This is a genomic window from Myxococcus sp. MISCRS1 (assembly GCF_026626605.1).
GTDB lineage: Bacteria > Myxococcota > Myxococcia > Myxococcales > Myxococcaceae > Myxococcus > Myxococcus fulvus.
On record NZ_JAPNKB010000001.1, the window covers coordinates 6,942,509 to 6,958,616 of the forward strand.

The 16,108-nt window shown below is 70.4% G+C and carries 17 protein-coding genes; 8 read left to right on the plus strand and 9 right to left on the minus strand.

Annotated features, from left to right (window positions below):
- Positions 1-37: 37 nt before the first annotated feature.
- Positions 38-829 carry an alpha/beta hydrolase gene (locus OWM54_RS27615; RefSeq protein ID WP_267699438.1) on the plus strand — a complete coding sequence of 264 codons (792 nt, stop codon included), beginning with the start codon at positions 38-40 and terminating at the stop codon, positions 827-829.
- 20 nt (positions 830-849) lie between these two features.
- Here OWM54_RS27615 and OWM54_RS27620 read toward each other — a convergent pair whose 3' ends face one another.
- The 4 genes from OWM54_RS27620 to OWM54_RS27635 all read right to left on the minus strand — a co-directional run bounded on the left by OWM54_RS27620 (position 850) and on the right by OWM54_RS27635 (position 2,752).
- Complete coding sequence (locus OWM54_RS27620) at positions 850-1,290, minus strand: CBS domain-containing protein (protein ID WP_223747111.1); 441 nt, start codon at positions 1,288-1,290, stop codon at positions 850-852.
- A gap of 100 nt (positions 1,291-1,390) precedes the next feature.
- A complete protein-coding gene (locus OWM54_RS27625; RefSeq protein ID WP_267699440.1) occupies positions 1,391-1,924 on the minus strand; it encodes an SRPBCC family protein in 534 nt (177 codons plus the stop codon).
- Complete coding sequence (locus OWM54_RS27630; protein ID WP_267699441.1) at positions 1,917-2,390, minus strand: SRPBCC family protein; 474 nt, start codon at positions 2,388-2,390, stop codon at positions 1,917-1,919. Before OWM54_RS27630 ends, OWM54_RS27625 begins: the two co-directional genes overlap by 8 nt.
- Positions 2,387-2,752 (minus strand): ArsR/SmtB family transcription factor, encoded by a 366-nt coding sequence (locus OWM54_RS27635; protein ID WP_267699442.1) that lies wholly within the window; start codon positions 2,750-2,752, stop codon positions 2,387-2,389. The genes OWM54_RS27630 and OWM54_RS27635 overlap by 4 nt, the downstream gene beginning before the upstream one ends.
- A gap of 96 nt (positions 2,753-2,848) precedes the next feature.
- On the opposite strand from OWM54_RS27635, the gene OWM54_RS27640 reads away from it, so the two are divergent.
- The 3 genes from OWM54_RS27640 to OWM54_RS27650 are packed head-to-tail and all read left to right on the plus strand — an operon-like array spanning position 2,849 to position 5,495.
- Entirely contained in the window at positions 2,849-3,733 is an 885-nt protein-coding gene (locus OWM54_RS27640; RefSeq protein WP_267699443.1) for an S-methyl-5'-thioadenosine phosphorylase, read from the plus strand.
- On the plus strand, positions 3,730-4,836 hold the full coding sequence (gene mtnA, locus OWM54_RS27645) for an S-methyl-5-thioribose-1-phosphate isomerase (protein ID WP_267699444.1): 1,107 nt from the start codon (positions 3,730-3,732) through the stop codon (positions 4,834-4,836). The genes OWM54_RS27640 and mtnA overlap by 4 nt, the downstream gene beginning before the upstream one ends.
- Positions 4,837-4,862: 26 nt before the next feature.
- Positions 4,863-5,495 (plus strand): class II aldolase/adducin family protein, encoded by a 633-nt coding sequence (locus OWM54_RS27650; protein ID WP_267701172.1) that lies wholly within the window; start codon positions 4,863-4,865, stop codon positions 5,493-5,495.
- Between the two features lie 187 nt (positions 5,496-5,682).
- On the opposite strand, the gene OWM54_RS27655 is transcribed toward OWM54_RS27650, so the two are convergent.
- Both OWM54_RS27655 and OWM54_RS27660 read right to left on the minus strand, forming a co-directional pair.
- Complete coding sequence (locus OWM54_RS27655; RefSeq protein WP_267699445.1) at positions 5,683-6,951, minus strand: metallophosphoesterase; 1,269 nt, start codon at positions 6,949-6,951, stop codon at positions 5,683-5,685.
- 169 nt (positions 6,952-7,120) lie between these two features.
- Positions 7,121-7,657, minus strand: a complete 537-nt coding sequence (locus OWM54_RS27660; RefSeq protein WP_267699446.1) for an FHA domain-containing protein — start codon at positions 7,655-7,657, stop codon at positions 7,121-7,123.
- Between the two features lie 311 nt (positions 7,658-7,968).
- Between OWM54_RS27660 and OWM54_RS27665 the strand changes: the two genes are divergently transcribed.
- The 4 genes from OWM54_RS27665 (at position 7,969) to OWM54_RS27680 (ending at position 11,585) form a co-directional block, all read left to right on the plus strand.
- Positions 7,969-8,319, plus strand: coding sequence for a hypothetical protein (locus tag OWM54_RS27665; RefSeq protein ID WP_223782556.1), 351 nt, complete (start codon positions 7,969-7,971; stop codon positions 8,317-8,319).
- A 158-nt stretch (positions 8,320-8,477) separates the two neighbouring features.
- Positions 8,478-10,508 (plus strand): hypothetical protein, encoded by a 2,031-nt coding sequence (locus OWM54_RS27670; protein WP_267699447.1) that lies wholly within the window; start codon positions 8,478-8,480, stop codon positions 10,506-10,508.
- Positions 10,509-10,830: 322 nt separating this feature from the next.
- Complete coding sequence (locus OWM54_RS27675; protein ID WP_267699448.1) at positions 10,831-11,133, plus strand: hypothetical protein; 303 nt, start codon at positions 10,831-10,833, stop codon at positions 11,131-11,133.
- Complete coding sequence (locus OWM54_RS27680) at positions 11,130-11,585, plus strand: hypothetical protein (RefSeq protein ID WP_267699449.1); 456 nt, start codon at positions 11,130-11,132, stop codon at positions 11,583-11,585. Before OWM54_RS27675 ends, OWM54_RS27680 begins: the two co-directional genes overlap by 4 nt.
- A 48-nt stretch (positions 11,586-11,633) precedes the next feature.
- On the opposite strand, the gene OWM54_RS27685 is transcribed toward OWM54_RS27680, so the two are convergent.
- The 3 genes from OWM54_RS27685 to OWM54_RS27695 form a co-directional block, all read right to left on the minus strand.
- Positions 11,634-13,274 carry a long-chain fatty acid--CoA ligase gene (locus OWM54_RS27685; RefSeq protein WP_223747123.1) on the minus strand — a complete coding sequence of 547 codons (1,641 nt, stop codon included), beginning with the start codon at positions 13,272-13,274 and terminating at the stop codon, positions 11,634-11,636.
- Positions 13,275-13,375: 101 nt separating this feature from the next.
- Positions 13,376-14,413 (minus strand): 6-phosphofructokinase, encoded by a 1,038-nt coding sequence (locus OWM54_RS27690; protein WP_141332983.1) that lies wholly within the window; start codon positions 14,411-14,413, stop codon positions 13,376-13,378.
- Positions 14,414-14,491: 78 nt separating this feature from the next.
- Positions 14,492-15,919, minus strand: a complete 1,428-nt coding sequence (locus OWM54_RS27695) for an amidase (RefSeq protein WP_267699450.1) — start codon at positions 15,917-15,919, stop codon at positions 14,492-14,494.
- Between the last annotated feature and the right edge of the window lie 189 nt (positions 15,920-16,108).

Genomic DNA, 16,108 nt, shown 5'->3' on the forward strand with positions numbered 1-16,108 from the left:
GGGCAGACTGGGCGGGGCCATGGTCCGCCTCCGCCGCATGCTCACCCTCCTCCTCTCCGTCTTCGCGGTCCTCTACGTCGCGCTGTGCGTCGCGGCCTTCGTCTTCCAGCGCTCGCTGCTCTTCCCCGCGCCGAAGGCCGCCACCCTGCTCCCCGCGGCGCACGGCTTCAGCCGTCTGCCGTTGGGCGCAGGGGCCTACGTGGACCTGCTCCAGTTGCCAGGGCCCGAGGGCGCGCCGACCGTGGTGCACTTCCACGGCAACGGGGAGCAGCTCCTCGACCAGCTCGACCTGGGCCTGTTCCTCCAGGCGAACGGCCTGGGCTTCCTGGCCGTCGAGTACCCGGGCTACGGCGCCTCCCCCGGAGCACCCTCCGAGCAGGGCATCTACGCGGCGGCGGAGGCCGCGCTCGCGCTGCTGCGCACCCAGGGGGTCCCGCCGGAGCGCACGGTGCTCAGCGGCCGCAGCCTGGGCACGGGCGTCGCGGTGGAGATGGCGCGCCGGGGCCATGGCGCGCGCATCATGCTGGTGGCGCCCTACACCTCCATCCCCGACATGGCGGCGACGATGCTGCCCTTCCTCCCCACCTCGCTGCTCGTGAGGGACCGCTTCGACACCCTGTCGAAGGCGCGGGGGCTCGACCTGCCGGTGCTCATCATCCACGGTGAGCAGGACACCCTCATCCCGGTGGAGATGGGGCGCCAGCTGGGCACCCGCTTCCCTCGCGCCACGGTGGTGACGGTGCCGGACGCGGGGCACAACGACGTGCTGGAGCGCTCGGGGCCGGACCGCGTGCAACGCATGGCCGCGTTCGCGCTCGGCGGCGACTGAGGCTCCAGCGCACGCCGTCGTCAGTGCACCTGCGACGCGGACTGCGTGTCGATGGAGACCTCGCGCATCAGCTCGGCGGTCTCCTCCGCGCCCAGACGCTTCACCAGGTCCGCCTGCGCCACCATGCCGCAGACGGTGTTGTCGTCGTCGAGCACCACCATTCGCCGCACCTGGTTCTGCTCCATCAACGCCAGGCAGTCCTCCAAGGGGGTGTCGCGGTACACGGTGGCCGCGGGCGCGCTCATCGCCGCCGTCACGTCCAGCATGTAGGGGTCCTTCCCCTTGGCGATGATGCGGCAGGTGATGTCCCGGTCCGTGATGATGCCCAGCGGCCGGTTGTCGGCGTCGATGACGGGCAGGGCCCCGCAGTCACACTCGACCATCCATCGCGCCGCCTGTTCGATGCCCGTGTCGGGCAGACAGGTGACGGGATTGGCGGTCATGGCTTCTCCGACCTTCATGGCGACCTCCCAGGGAGAATGAGTCTCCCCAGGAAGGTGCGCCTCGAGGTCCCAAGTCGCGGCGGGCAACAAGGCGAGGGCCCGTCACGCGCCGAGGACTTCAATCCCGAGGGAAGCGCTCCTCGTACTCGGCCTCCAGGCGTGCGTGGGTGGACCAGAAGCCGCGAGGCGTCTGTCCGCGCAGCTGGTCCTCGAGGATGCCCAGGTGGGTGTCCCAGCCGCTCGCGACGCTGACGCGGTCCTCGCGCGTGACGAGGCGCCGGTGCGTGACGACGAGCAGCACGTCCGAGCCCCGAGCGCTCAGCTCGAAGGTGACCTCGGAGGGGGCGCCCGTCTGCTCGGCCCAGGTGTAGCTCAGCACGTGTGGCGGCTCGCAGCGGAGCACGCGCCCCGTGTGGCGATGGCCATCGCGCATCACCTGATAGCGCTGGGGCACCGGCTCGTGGGAGAGGTGGGCGTGCTGGAAGCGCAGCTCGATGCTTCCACCTTCGCGCAGCTCCATGTCCCCGGCGGCGAGCCACTTCCCGCGCAGCTCCGGGTCCGTGAGGAACGCCCACACGCGCTCCAGCGGCCCCGGCAGCACGCGCTCCAGGCGCACCGTCTGGGGCTCGGTGACGACGCCGTGTTCAGCCATGGCGCGGGGTCTCCACGGCCAGCTCGCGCGCCAGGGTGGTGAGCATGGTGGCCCAGCCCGCCTGCGTGCGGTCCGCATACTCCGCCCACGTGTCCGACATGACGTGCGTCAACGTCAGCTCACAGCCCGCGTCCCTCGGCCGGAAGTCCAGGGTGACGCGGCTGATGTTCTCCTCGCTCATCGGCTCCTCGCGGATGGCCCACGTGAAGACCAGTCGCTGGGGACGGGCTATCTCCAGATAGGTCCCGATGTGGTCGATGTCCTGACCCTGCCTGCGCACGAGGAAGGAGAAGCCGCCGCCCACGCGCGCGTCGAGCCGCAGGTGCACCACCTCCTCGTCGCGCACACCCGGGCCCCACATCCACCGGCCGAGCGTCTCGGGGCTCAGCCACGCGTCGAAGACGCGCTCGGCGCTGGCGGGGAAGAAGCGGGTGAGCTGGACCTGGACCGTCTTCGAGGCATTCACCGGGTGCGTCCTTTCTTGGGGGAAGGGGGCGTGGGAGCCTCGCCGCGCAGCAGGCTCTCCAGCATGTCGAGCCGCTCGCTCCAGAAGCGCTCGTAGTAGCGAATCCAGTCCTGCGCGTCCGACAGCGGCCGGGCGTTGAGCCGGCAGACGTGCGTGCGGCCCTTCACCTCGCGGTGCACCAGCCCCGCACGCTCCAGCACCTTGATGTGCTTGGACGCAGCGGCCAGGGACATCTGGAAGGGCGCCGCCAGCTCTCCGACGCTGCGCTCGTGCACCGACAGGTTGCGCAGCATCGCCCGACGTGTCGGGTCGGACAGCGCATGGAACGTGTGGTCGAGCTGGCTCGTGTTTTGTTCAACCATGAGGTTGAATATAGAGTCGCGCGTGACGCTGTCAACCCACGTGGGCCGCGGGGAGGCTGGTACGCTGGTGGTGTCCCTCGACCCCGGAGAAGACCCATGTCCCGAGCCCCCGCGCCCGTCATCGGCATCATCGGTGGCAGTGGCCTGTACCAGATGGATGGCCTGAAGGACGTCGCGTGGAGGAAGGTGTCGTCGCCCTTCGGCGAGCCCTCCGACGAGCTGTGCTTCGGCACGCTCGAGGGCACGCAAGTGGTGTTCCTGCCCCGCCATGGCCGCGGGCACCGCATCGCCCCGAGCGACATCGACTTCCGGGCGAACATCGACGCGCTCAAGCGCAGCGGGGTGACGGACCTCTTGTCGCTGTCCGCGGTGGGCAGCCTGCGCGAGGACCTGCCGCCGGGCACCTTCGTGGTGGTGGACCAGTTCGTGGACCGCACCTTCGCGCGGGAGAAGAGCTTCTTCGGCACGGGGCTGGTGGCGCACGTGTCCATGGCGAAGCCCACGTGCTCGCGCTTGGGGGAGGCGGTGGTGGCCGCGTGCGAAGCGCTGGGCGTGGCCGCGCACCGGGGCGGCACCTATCTGGCGATGGAGGGGCCGCAGTTCTCCTCGCTCGCGGAGAGCCGGCTGTATCGGACGTGGGGCTGTGACGTCATCGGCATGACGAACATGCCGGAGGCCAAGCTCGCCCGAGAGGCGGAGCTCTGTTACGCGACGGTGGCCATGGTGACGGACTTCGACTGCTGGCACCCCGAGCACGACGCCGTCACGGTGGACCAGGTCGTCTCGGTGCTCGTGGGCAACGCGGGCAAGGCGCGCTCGCTGGTGAAGCAGGTGGTGCCGCTGCTCGGAGGACACGAGGGGCCCTGTCGGCAGGGGTGTCAGCGCGCGCTGGAGCACGCGCTCATCACCGCGCCGGACGCCCGCGACGCGGCGATGGTGGAGAAGCTGTCGTCGGTGGCCGGACGGGTGCTCGGGCGATGAAGGTCCACGGCAAGCCCACCCGCGCCGTCTGGCTGGAGCCGGATGCCCGCGCGGTGGGCATCATCGACCAGACGCGGCTGCCCCACGCCTTCGTCACCGCGCGACTGGAGACGCTGGACGAGGCCGCGCACGCCATCCGCGCGATGCGGGTGCGGGGCGCTCCGCTCATCGGCGCGACGGCCGCCTACGGGGTCTGGCTGGCCTTGCGCGCGGATGCCTCCGACGCGGCGCTGACGCGGGCCCTCGCGGTGCTGGGTGAGACGCGGCCCACCGCCGTGAACCTGCACTGGGCGCTGGAGGAGATGCGCCGTGTGCTGACCCCGCTGCCGCCCGCCGAGCGCGTGGAGGCGGCGAAGCGGCGCGCGGCCGAGCTGTGCGACGAGGACGTGGCCATCAACCGGGCGCTGGGCGAGCACGGCCTGAGGCTCCTGGAGGCCGCGTGGGAGAAGAAGGGGAGGAAGGGCCGGCTGGAGGTGCTCACCCACTGCAACGCGGGGTGGCTCGCGACGGTGGACTTCGGCACGGCGCTCTCGCCCATCTACCTGGCGCACGACGCGGGCCTGCCCGTGCATGTCTGGGTGGACGAGACGCGCCCGCGCAACCAGGGCTCGCAGCTGACGGCGTGGGAGCTGGGGCAGCATGGTGTCCCGCACACCGTCATCGCCGACAACGTGGGCGGCCACCTCATGCAGCACGGGCAGGTGGACCTGTGCATCGTCGGCACGGACCGCACCACGGCCCACGGTGATGTGGCGAACAAGATTGGCACCTACCTCAAGGCGCTCGCGGCGAAGGACAACGGCGTGCCTTTCTATGTGGCCCTGCCCTCGCCCACCATCGACTGGAGTCTGCGCGACGGCGTGCGGGAGATTCCCATCGAGCAGCGCGATGGCTCCGAATTGAGCGACGTCACGGGCCGGCTCGCCTCGGGGGAGGTGGCCACGGTGCGGGTGACACCGGAGGGCAGCCCCTCCGCCAACTACGCCTTCGACGTGACGCCCGCGCGATTGGTGACAGCGCTCATCACCGAGCGGGGCGTGTGTCCGGCGAGTGAGGCGGGCCTGCGCTCGCTGTTCCCGGAGCGCGCGGAGGTGGGCCCGTGAAGGACGAGCGCGTCGTGCGAGAGGCGATGATCGCCACCTGTCGCAAGATGAACGCGGCGGGGCTCAACCAGGGCACGAGCGGCAACTTGAGCGTGCGCGTGGACGGGGGCTTCCTGCTGACGCCCACCGGCATGGACTACGAAGTGCTGGTGCCCGAGGACATGGTCCTCATGCGCATGGATGGAAGCCACGAGGGCCCCCGGCGTCCGTCGTCCGAGTGGCAGCTCCACCGGGACATCCTGGAGGCCCGTCCGGAGGTGGGCGCGGTGCTGCACGCGCACTCCATGTTCAGCACCACGTTGGCGTGTCTGCGCCGGGGCATCCCGGCCTTCCACTACATGGTCTGCGCGGCGGGCGGCGTCGACGTGCGGTGCGCGCCGTACGCCACCTTCGGCACCGCGGAGCTGGCGCGAAACGTCCTGGACGCGCTGGAGGGCCGCAAGGCGTGCCTGATGGCGAACCACGGCATGCTGGCGCTGGGGCGGGACCTGCCCTCGGCCTTCAAGCTGGCGGTGGAGGTGGAGACGCTCGCGGCCATGTACTGGCGAGCGCTCCAGGTGGGCGAGCCCGTGCTGCTCGACGACGCGGAGATGGCGCGCGTGCTGGAGAAGTTCAAGACCTACGGCCAGCAGTCCGCGCCCACGCCGAGCGGAGCGTGAGCACCGTCACGCCTGGCGAGCTGTCCAGCCAGAAGGGCCGTCCATCATGGGTGCCGCCAGCCACGAAGGGCCGGCAGCCCGCGCCCATTCGCATGCAGCGCGGAGTGTGAGCACCGGGACCGCCCTGGTCAGGGCCGCGCGTAGCCGGTGCCGCGAGCCCCGAAGGGCCGACAGCCCGCACGCAGGCTCACGCCGAGCGGAGCGTGAGCACCGTCACCTCGGGCGGGACGCCCAGGCGGAAGGGCAGCCAGTGTCCGGTGCCGCCGGACACGTAGAGCTGGTGGTCGCCCCGGCGGTAGCGGCCGAGCATGTACTGGAAGGCGAAGAAGAAGAACGGCATCCCGAAGAAGGCCACCTGGCCACCGTGGGTGTGGCCCGCCAGCGTCAGCCGCGCCCCGCGCTCGGCGGCGTGGTCGAAGAAGTCCGGGTGGTGCGTGAGGCACAGCACCACCTCGTCGGGAGAGACGCCCTGGAAGGCCTGCTCGGCGGACTGCTTCATGCGCGCGGCCTTCACGCGGTGGCTGCGGCCGGACATGGGGTAGTCCACGCCCACCACGCGCACGCGCTGACCGCCGTGCTCGAAGGTGTGGGACTCGTCCACGAGCAGGCGCACCGGGCCGCCGCGTGACTGGGACTTCGCGTAGGCCCCGACGACCTCGTCCAGCCCGCGCCAGTGCTCGTGATTGCCGAGCACCGCGAGCATGCCGTGCGGCGCGCGGCACTCCTCCAGCGCGGCCATGGTGGCGTCGAGCTGGTCCAGGTCATCGATGAGGTCCCCCGTCATCACCTGGAGGTCCACCTTGGCCTCGTTCATCGCGGCCACCGTGTCGCGCAGGTACTGGGTGTCGATGAAGGTGCCCACATGCACGTCGGTAATCTGGCCGATGCGGAACCCATCCAGCGCGGCGGGCAGGCCCGGCAGGCGCACCTCCACCGACTCCACCTTGAAGCCCATGGAGCCGCTGGCCAGGCCCGCCGTGCTCGTCCCCACCGCGAGCAGCGGCACCGCGCGCCCCGCGTTCGTCAGGAGGTTGCGCCGGCTCATCCGCGCGGACGTCAGCGACTCCAGGGCGCTGGCCTGCGTGGAGTGGGTGGCGGGTGTTCCGCTGGGGACGGACTCGGGGGCCTCGGGGACCGGGGCCTGGGTCGTCATGACGTCAGGGGAGGCCTTCGCCCGGGCGCGGCGGTCCATCCACCGGCGCAGCAGGGCCAGGGGGCCACCGACGAGGAAGATGATGATGGCGGAGATGGACCAGCCCGTGGCGAGGATGCGCAGCAGGGCGGGGACCTCGGCGGTGCGTCCGGCGATGGCGGGCACCAGCCAGACGGCCAGGGACAGCGCCGAGCCGCCGAGCAGCACCCACCGGCGCCACCCTCGCGCCATCGCGGGCCAGAACGACTTCAGGACGGTCCAGGCGACCACGTAGACCAGGAGGAGAAGCAACGGCCTGACCATCAACACGCTCCCAAGCGCACGAGAACCGCAGTCATAGCGCCGGGCCGCATGCCCCGCCGCACGAAGTGGCTGAATGTAGGTGATTCCCCTGTCACCGAGGCTCGCCCGGGCGCCAGGGCGTCCTCCCTACGTCCGCGCGGCCCGGGACATTCCCCAGGGCGTGTGGGCGTCAGCCCCGGGCGCTGGGGCTGGCCATGCGCAGGTGCGCGTGCAGCGTCTCGGTGCGCAGGTAGAGGAACTGGGCATCGCCGAAACCCAGCGCGTCGCCATCCGTGAGCAGCACGTCCTGCTCGGGCGTCAGCGCGGCGGTGTTGACCCACGTCCCGTTCATCGAGCCCACGTCCCGGACCGAGCAGTCCCCCGCCGAGGCGTGCCACTTGAGCGTGGCGTGGTGCTTGGACACGGACGGGTCCGGGACGATGAGCGTGCAGCCCTCCATCCGTCCCACGGTGAGCTCCTGCCCGTCCGCGGCCGGACGCAGGAAGTGGACCTCCAGCGCGTCGAAGCCGCGCAGCATGACGAAGAGCCGGTCCACCAGCCGGGTGCGGTGCGCCATGCCCACCGTGCGCGCCTCGCCCAGCCGCATCGCCACCTGTTGGAAGACGGGCTCGGGCGGCTGTTGGACGAGGACCACGGGCCCGGAGGCGTCGAGGAAGGCTTCCAGGGTTGCCAGGGCGAACGGGCGCAGTTGCTTCACGGACGGCATGGTGGCCGCAACCTACCCCGAAGCCGCGGGCCCTGGCGCGCACCCGCACGCACCCGGCCGCCGCCGTCCACCAGCGAACGCTCCCACGTGAGCACATGGAGCGGGTTGGGTCCGGGTTCTTCGGAAGGTTTCATGGAGGCACGCGCGAGGCTCAATCCATGCGCAGTGATTGCGAGTGGCTGTAATCCCAGACCCGAGACGAGGCTGAAAACATTTCAGCTAGTGGCTATCAACGATGGAGAAGGCTCGACAATCATTGCATATCCCCCCACGGAGCTCGGGTCGGTGGGCTCCATCACCAGGAGAAGCGCATGAAGGCACTGTCATTCGTGATGGTCGCGGCTGTTTCCATGGGCGTGCTCGCCGGTTGTGGCGAGGGCACCACGCCGGAGGCGACAGTCGACGACAAGGGGCCCCGGTACGAGGCCACGCTGAACGATGGGAGGTCCGTGATCGTGCGGGACGCCTCGGGCGAGAGCAACGTGAGCGCCCAGGCCATCGAAGGTGAGCGCACCGTCACCCAGGCCGCGTGTTGGGTGACGTTGCAGTGGTGCAGCGAGCCGGGCACCGGCGACATCGTCTGCACCCAGAACGGCGGCTGCACGACGGCGCAGTTCATCGCCGCGTGCATCTCGCTCGCCGAGGATATCTGCGGAATCTGATACATCCGTGGAAGCTCAGCGTCAGCCCCAGGTGAGGGCTGACGCTGCATGGTGGTGCGTGGCGCGGTGTGTCGTGAGATGAGGCTTTGCGCTCGCGGCGTGTCCGGTGACACTCGTGTGACACAGACATTTGTGTTCGCGCGAGGAGCGTCCAAGCCATGTGGAAGCGGATGAGGAAGCACGGCGGCTGGGTGTTGGCGGCGTCGTTGTTGGCGTTGAGCGGGTGCTCGGACTCGGACGATGACCAGCCGACGCCGGACGCCGGGGCGCAGCCCGACTCGGGGACACCGGACGCGGGGGCCCCGGACTCGGGCTCGGAGCTGCCGCCGCTGCAGGTGCCGGAGGGCTGCAACCCGCTGGCGTCCGAGCATGACTGCCTGTTGCCGTATCCCTCGGACTACTTCCTGAAGGAGGACGCGGCGCTGCCGTCGGGGCATCGGGTGACGCTGAGCGCGGCCGCGAAGCTGAAGACGCGGGATGGGACGCCGTTCGACTTCACGGACCTGCATCCGGCGGATGGGTATTCGCATGGCACGCAGATGCTGGCGCTGTTCCCGGGCGGGGTGGATGACACGGGGCTGCCCCCGGTGACGCGGCCCACGGCGGCGACGTCGGGGAGCACGGTGTTGCTGGAGGCGGAAGCCGGCACGGGCGTGCTGCACTTCGCGGAGCTGGACCCTCGGGCGGCGGCGGACGCGCGGCGGGCGCTGCTGGTGCGGCCGGCGGTGCGGCTGAAGGGTGGGACGCGCTACATCGTGGCGCTGCGCGGGCTGAAGGCGAAGGACGGCGCGCCGGTGCCGGTGCCGGAGGGCTTCCGCCGCATCCGGGATGGACAGACGGCGGGGGATGCGCTGCTGGCGCCGCTGGCCCAGCGCTACGAGGCGGACATCTTCCCGGCGCTGGAGGCGGCGGGAGTGCCGCGCGCGGAGCTGCAGCTGGCGTGGGACTTCACGACGGAGACCGAGGAGAACGTCACGCGGGACATGTTGGACGTGCGTCGGCTGGCGATGGAGGCGATGGAGGCCACGCCGCCGGTGGTGACGGTGACGGAGGTGACGAACGACGTGGACGCGAACATCGCGCGTCGCATCAAGGGGACGCTGCGGGTGCCGCTGTTCATGGAGACGGCGCAGCCCGGAGTGCTGCTGGCGCGGGATGCGCAGGGGCGGGTGCGGCGCAATGGCGAGGCGGAGGTGCCCTTCACGCTGCAGATTCCCCGGAGTGTCTGGGGGCAGGGCGTGGCGCCGGTGCGGCTGCTCCAGTACGGGCACGGCTTCTTCGGCGGGCAGGGGGAGGCGGACGGTTCGTTCGTGCGGCCGTTCGTGCAGGCGACGCGGATGGTGGTGATGACGGTGGACTGGTGGGGCATGTCGCAGGCGGACGCGCCGGGGGTGGTGGGGGCGATGGCGCAGCAGCCGGGGCAGACGATGCGCTTCTCGGACCGGGTGCATCAGGGGATGGTGAACCAGATGGCGGTGACGTACGCGGCGCGCACGACGCTCCGGGACGTGCCGGAGCTGAGCGACAACGGGGTGCTCGTGTACGAGCCGGGGCAGACGTACTTCTACGGCATCAGCCAGGGGCACATCCTGGGCGGGACGTACGTGGCGCTCTCGCCGCATCTCGAGCGCGCGGTGTTCAGCGTGGGTGGGGCGGACTTCTCGCTGATGATGTTCCGGGCGAAGCCCTTCGCGCCGTTCCTGCAGGCGATCGCCGCGGCGGTGCCGGACGCGCTGGACCAGCAGAAGTTCGCTGCGATGACGCAGACGGGGTTCGACCGCATCGACCCGCTGACGTACGCGCCGCACGTGTTGAAGACGCCGTACGAAGGTGGCCCCGCGTCGCGCAAGGTGTTGGTGCAGTACGGCCTGGGCGATGCGCAGGTGCCCAACGTGGCGACGGAGCTGCATGCGCGGGCGATGGGGCTGACGCAGCAGCTGCCGGCGACGTGGCGCGTGCCGGAGCTGCCGGCGGTGGAGGGGGTCCTCGACGGCGCGGCGCTGGTGCAGTTCGACTTCGGGTTGCCCTCGCCGCTGCCGGGCACGGTGGCGAACCTGCCGGCGGACGACAACCCGGTGCATGAAGGGGTGCGTCGCAACACGAAGGGCCGTGAGCAGGTGGACCTGTTCCTCAGGCCCGACGGCAAGGTGGAGGCCACCTGCGGCGGCGTCTGCCTCGGCGCGAACTGACGCGGTGGGCTGAACGTGTAAGCCGTAGTTGCAAGTTCGTGGATGGCTCCGCGTTGGTTCGGAAATCGTGCGCCGTGAGGCGTGTGGCTTGCAGCGGAGACGGTCCGCGCTCGTGAAGGGGCGCGGACCGTCCAACCTGTGAGACTGCATGCATCGTCTGAGTGAATCGCCGGGCCATACGGCCCCTGTCGTGATGGGGCCGCGAAGGAGGGTAGGGAGTAGACAGCACGACCTGGGGGGTGAGACACCCGGGATGGACCTCGCGCCCCTTCGGGCCGAAGTCCGTCGAGGCGAGAGTGCTCGGGCTCGACAGGGAGGGCTCATGACGCGGTACTGGCTTTCGTTCGACTTGGGGCTCCGGGGCAACTACGACGACCTCTACCGGTGGTTGGCGAAGCTGGACGCGCGCGAGTGTGGTGACGGCATGGCGACGTTCACCACGGAGCAGACGCCCGTGCAGCTCAAGCGGGCCCTCAAGCCCTTCGTGGGCAAGAAGGGGCGGGCCTACCTGATTGGCTCCGACAAGGAAGGGAAGTGGAGCGGCAAGTGGCTCTTCGGCAACCGGCGTCCCGCCCCGTGGGTCGGCTACGTCGAGCTCGCCGGTGAGGAGCAGGACGACGCATGAAGGTCTGTGTCGATGTCTGCTTCCTGCTCGCGCTCTATGACCCGAGGGATGGTCTCCACGGCGTCGCCAAGGCGCTGTTCGAGAAGCTGTTCGACTCGACTGCCCACGAACTGGTGGTGCCCTGGCCCATCCTCTACGAGACGGTGTCGACGCGCATGGCTCGCAGGAGCGCGTCGATGGGGCTGCTGGAGCGGGACTTGAAGCGCCTGCGGCAGCGCAACCGGCTGTCGATGTTGTTCGACCGGAAGATGCGCGAGCAGGCGCTCGCGGAGTGCTTCGAGGAGCTGACGAAGGACGGTGGTTACCGCGCCCTGAGTCTGGTGGACCGGGTGGTGCGGCTGATGCTGCTCAGTCGGAGCCACCGGCTCCACGCCCTCGTCACCTTCAACCGGGGCGACTTCGAGGACGTGTGCCGGCAGCGGGAGATCCAGCTCATCGACCAGCAGGGCTGACGAGCTTGGGGCCCACCGTCCTTCCACGGACGGCGGGCCCACCGTGCCTCACCCCGCGGCGGTGCTCGGGTTCTTGATGAGGTGGTCGCCGTAGTCCTCACGGAGCTTCGTCTTGAGGAACTTCCCGGTGGACGTGCGCGGAATCTGCTCGATGAAGAGGTAGTCGTCCGGCAGCCAGAACTTGGCGAACTGCTTCGCCAGGTGCTCCGTCAGCGCCTCCTTGCTCACCGCCTGCCCCGGCTTGAGCACCACCGCCGCCAGCGGGCGCTCGTCCCACCGCGCATGCCGCCCGGCGAACACCGCCGCCTCCAGCACCGCCGGGTGGCTCATCAGCGCGTTCTCGAGCGCCACCGACGAAATCCACTCTCCGCCTGACTTGATGACGTCCTTGCTCCGGTCGCAGATGCGCACATACCCATCCGCGTCCAACGTGACGACATCCCCCGTCCTGAACCAGCCATCCGCCGTGAAGCGGTCCGCGCCCTCGCCGCCGTAGTAAGAGCCCGCCACCCACGGCCCGCGCACCTCCAGCTCGCCCATCGTCGCGCCGTCCCACGGCAACGCCTTCCCGTCCTCCCCCATCACCCGCGTCTCCACGAACGGCAGCGCGAAGCCCTGCGAGCTCTGCGCCCCCAGCTGCGCCTTCGCGTCCGCGTGGCGAAGCGCCTGCTTCACCTTCGCCATCGTCCCCACCGGGTTCATCTCCGTCATGCCCCAGGCGTGCGTCACCTCCAGCCCGTGCCGCTGCCGGAAGCCGTCAATCATCGCCGGCGGCGCCGCCGAGCCTCCAATCAACATCGTCCGCATCGCGCTCAGGTCCCACTTCTTCGGGTCCTGGTCCAACAACGCGAGGATGCCCAGCCAGATGGTCGGCACTCCGCCCGCCACCGTCACCTTCTCCGCCGACATCAACTCCAGGAGCGACGGCGGGTCCAGGTGCGGCCCCGGCATCACCATCCGCGCCCCCGTGAGCAGCGCGTCGAACGGCAACCCCCACGCCGCCGCGTGGAACATGGGCACCACCGGCAACACCGAGTCCGCCTCGCCGATGCCCGTCAAATCCTTCATGCAGCACACCAGCGTGTGCAACGTGATGGACCGATGGCTGAACAGCACCCCCTTGGGGTTGCCCGTCGTGCCCGACGTGTAGCAGAGCATCGCCGCGCTGTTCTCCTCCAGCGTGGGGAAGTCGAACGTCTCCGGCTCCGCCGCGAGCAGCTGCTCGTAGTCCAGCGTCCCCTCCGGCGCGGGCCCCGCGTCCGGGATGACGATGACATGGCGGATGCTCGGCACCTGCGCCGCGAACTTCTCGAACAGGGGCCACAGCGAGCGGTCCACCAGCACCACCGTGTCCTCCGCGTGCCGTGCGATGTAGGCCAAATCATTCGGATGCAGTCGCAGGTTGAGCGTGTGCACCACCGCGCCCATCGCCGGAATCCCGAAGTACGCCTCCAGGTGCCGGTAGTGGTTCCAGCTCAGCGTCGCCACCCTGTCGCCGGCCTTCACCCCCAGCCGCTTCAGCGCGTTCATCAGCCGGCACGTGCGCTTGTAGAAGTCCGCGTACGTGTAGCGGTGCATCGACTTGTCCGGATTGCGGCTGACGATTTCGGAGCGCGGGTAGTACGTCCGCGCGCGCTCCAGGAAGTGCGTCAACGTCAGCGGGAAGTCCATCATGCGGCCTGGCAGCATCGGCACGTCCCTTCGAGGCGAGGGTGGGGCGCCGATGCTACCGGATGCGCGCTCGGGCCAGCGTCCCGCGTCACTCGCGGCCCGAGTGTTGCTGCGTTGCGTCAGCCGAAGAACACCTGGGCGACCTCGAAGAACTCCGTCGGGACGCGCTTGAGCTCCTTGGTGGCGGCGGCCAGCTCCACGCTGACGATTTCGTTGCCCTTGAGCGCGGCCATCTTCCCGAACTCGCCCCGGGCGACCATGTCGCACGCGTGCACGCCGTAGCGCGTGGCCAGCACGCGGTCATGCGCGGTGGGCGCGCCGCCGCGCTGGATGTGGCCCAGCACGGACACGCGCGTCTCGAAGCCCGTGCGGCGCTCGATTTCCTGCGCGACGATGTTGCCCACGCCGCCCAGCCGGGGCCGTCCCGCCTCGTCCAGCGCGCCGCTCGTCACCAGCTGCTCGCCCTGGTCCGCGGACAGCTTGATGCGCGTGCCCTCGGCCACCACGACGATGGAGAAGCTGCGCCCGCCCGCGTGGCGGCTGCGGATGTGCTCGGCCACGCGCTCCAGGTCCGCGGGAATCTCCGGCACCAGGATGACGTCCGCGCCGCCGGCGATGCCCGCGTAGGTGGCAATCCAGCCCACGTGCCGGCCCATCACCTCGCAGACGATGACGCGCTTGTGCGACTCGGCCGTCGAGTGCAGCCGGTCCACCGCCTCCGTCGCAATCGCCACCGCGGTGTCGAAGCCGAAGGTGAAGTCGGTGCCGTTCAGGTCGTTGTCGATGGTCTTCGGCACGCCCACGATTCGCAGCCCCTCCTGGGACATGCGCGTGGCGGCGGACAGCGTGCCCTCGCCGCCGATGGCGATGACGGCGTGGATGCCGTTGCGCTCGATGGCGCGCTTCACCTTCTCCAGGCCGTTCTCCACCTTGAACGGGTTGACGCGCGAGGTGCCCAGGATGGTGCCGCCCCGGTGGAGGATGCCGGAGGTCGTCTCGCGGGTGAGGCGGAAGTGGTTGTCCTCGAGCAGGCCCTTCCACCCGTCGCGGAGGCCCATCATCTCGAAACCGTGGGCGGAGGCGCGGCGGACGAGGGCGCGGATGACGGCGTTCAGGCCGGGGCAGTCACCCCCGCCGGTAAGCACGGCGACTTTCATGAAGAATGTTTTATCGCGCCTTGCACCCGACGTGCTGATGAAGTTTGCCCGAGCGCCCTGCGACGGGAGGAGCGGCCCCTAGCCGAACACCGACGGCCGCCGGTGCGTCCACGGGTGCGCGGCCTCCAGCTGCGACGCCAGCCGCAAGAGCGTGGCTTCATCCCCGAAGCGGGCGATGAACTGCACGCCCACCGGCAGTCCCTCGGGACTCCAGTGGAGGGGCACGCTCATCGCCGGGTTGCCCGCCATGTTGGCCATGGGGCAGTAGGGCGTGAAGCCCGCCGCGCGGAACAGGGGAGCGAGCGGCGCGTCGGGCAGGGACGCGAACGTCCCCAGCACGGGCGCGGGCTCGGTGACGGTGGGCAAGAGCCACACGTCCACGTCCTCGAAGTGCCGGGCGAAGACGCGGCCGAAGCGCAGGATTTCCGTCTGCGCGTGCAGGTAGGCCGACAGGCCCTGGCTCAGCCCGTGTTGATACAGCGCCCAGGTGAAGGGCTCGAAGTCCTCGGCCGAGGGCGCGCGGCCCAGGCGGCGCGAGAGCCCCTCCACGGTGTTCACCACGCCACAGGCCCAGGCCGTCATGAAGTGCTGGCCGAGCGTGTCGTCGCCGGAAATCTGGAGGTTGCCCTCGAGGACGGAGTGGCCCAGGCCCTCGAGCCGCTTCGCGGTGGCGACGACGGCGCTGAGGCACTCGGGGTGGACGGGGGCGCCCACCGCGTTGCGCAGCGTCAGGCCGATGCGCAGCCGCCCCGGGGGTGCGCCGACCTCCAGGCCGTAGGGACGGGCCTTGGGCGGGGCGTGGTAGGGCGCGCCGAGGTCGGGCCCCTCGGTGGCGTCGAGCAGCGCCGCGCTGTCTCTCACCGTGCGGGTGAGGGCATGCTCGCCTATCAGCCAGTGGACACTGTCGGCCAGCTCCGGCCCGGTGGGGTTCCTGCCCCGGCTGGGCTTGAGGCCGAACAGGCCACACGCGGACGCGGGGATGCGGATGGAGCCGCCGCCGTCGGAGGCGTGCGCGAAGGGCACCATGCCGCTGGCCACCGCCGCCGCCGCGCCGCCGCTGGAGCCTCCCGGCGTGCGCGTCACGTCCCACGGGTTGCGACACGGTCCGTGCAGCGAGCCCTCCGTCGTGGGGAGCAGCCCCAGCTCCGACGTGTTGGTCTTTCCCAGGACCACGAGCCCCGCGCGCAGGTAGCGCTTCACCAGCTCGCTGTCATGGCCCGGCGCGAAGTCCTTCGCGAAGCGCGAGCCGAAGGTGAGCGGGTAGCCCTCCTGCGCGGCGAGCAAATCCTTGAGCAGGAAGGGCACGCCGGTGAAGGGGCCTTCGGGCAGCGGAGCCTTCGCCCTGAGGCGCGCGGTCTCGAACTGCGTCTGCACCACGGCGTTGAGCCGGGGGTTGCAGCGCTCGATGCGGGAGATGGCCGCGTCCACGAGCTCCAGCGGAGTCACCTCCCGGCGCCGCACGAGCTCGGCCTGGGCGGTGGCGTCGAGGCTGATGAAGGGGTCCATGGGCGGGCACTCTACCCGTGCGTGCGCCACGCGCGGTATGACGCGTCGCGTCCGCGCGGTGTCGGCGATGACAGCAGTTGCTGCAACAGTCACGGACATGCCTCTGGGTGAACGGCTTCGTGACTCCCGGGTGGTGTTGAGGGGGCAAAGAACATGTTCGTGTGCGCGGCTCTTTTCGAGCGAGGAGCC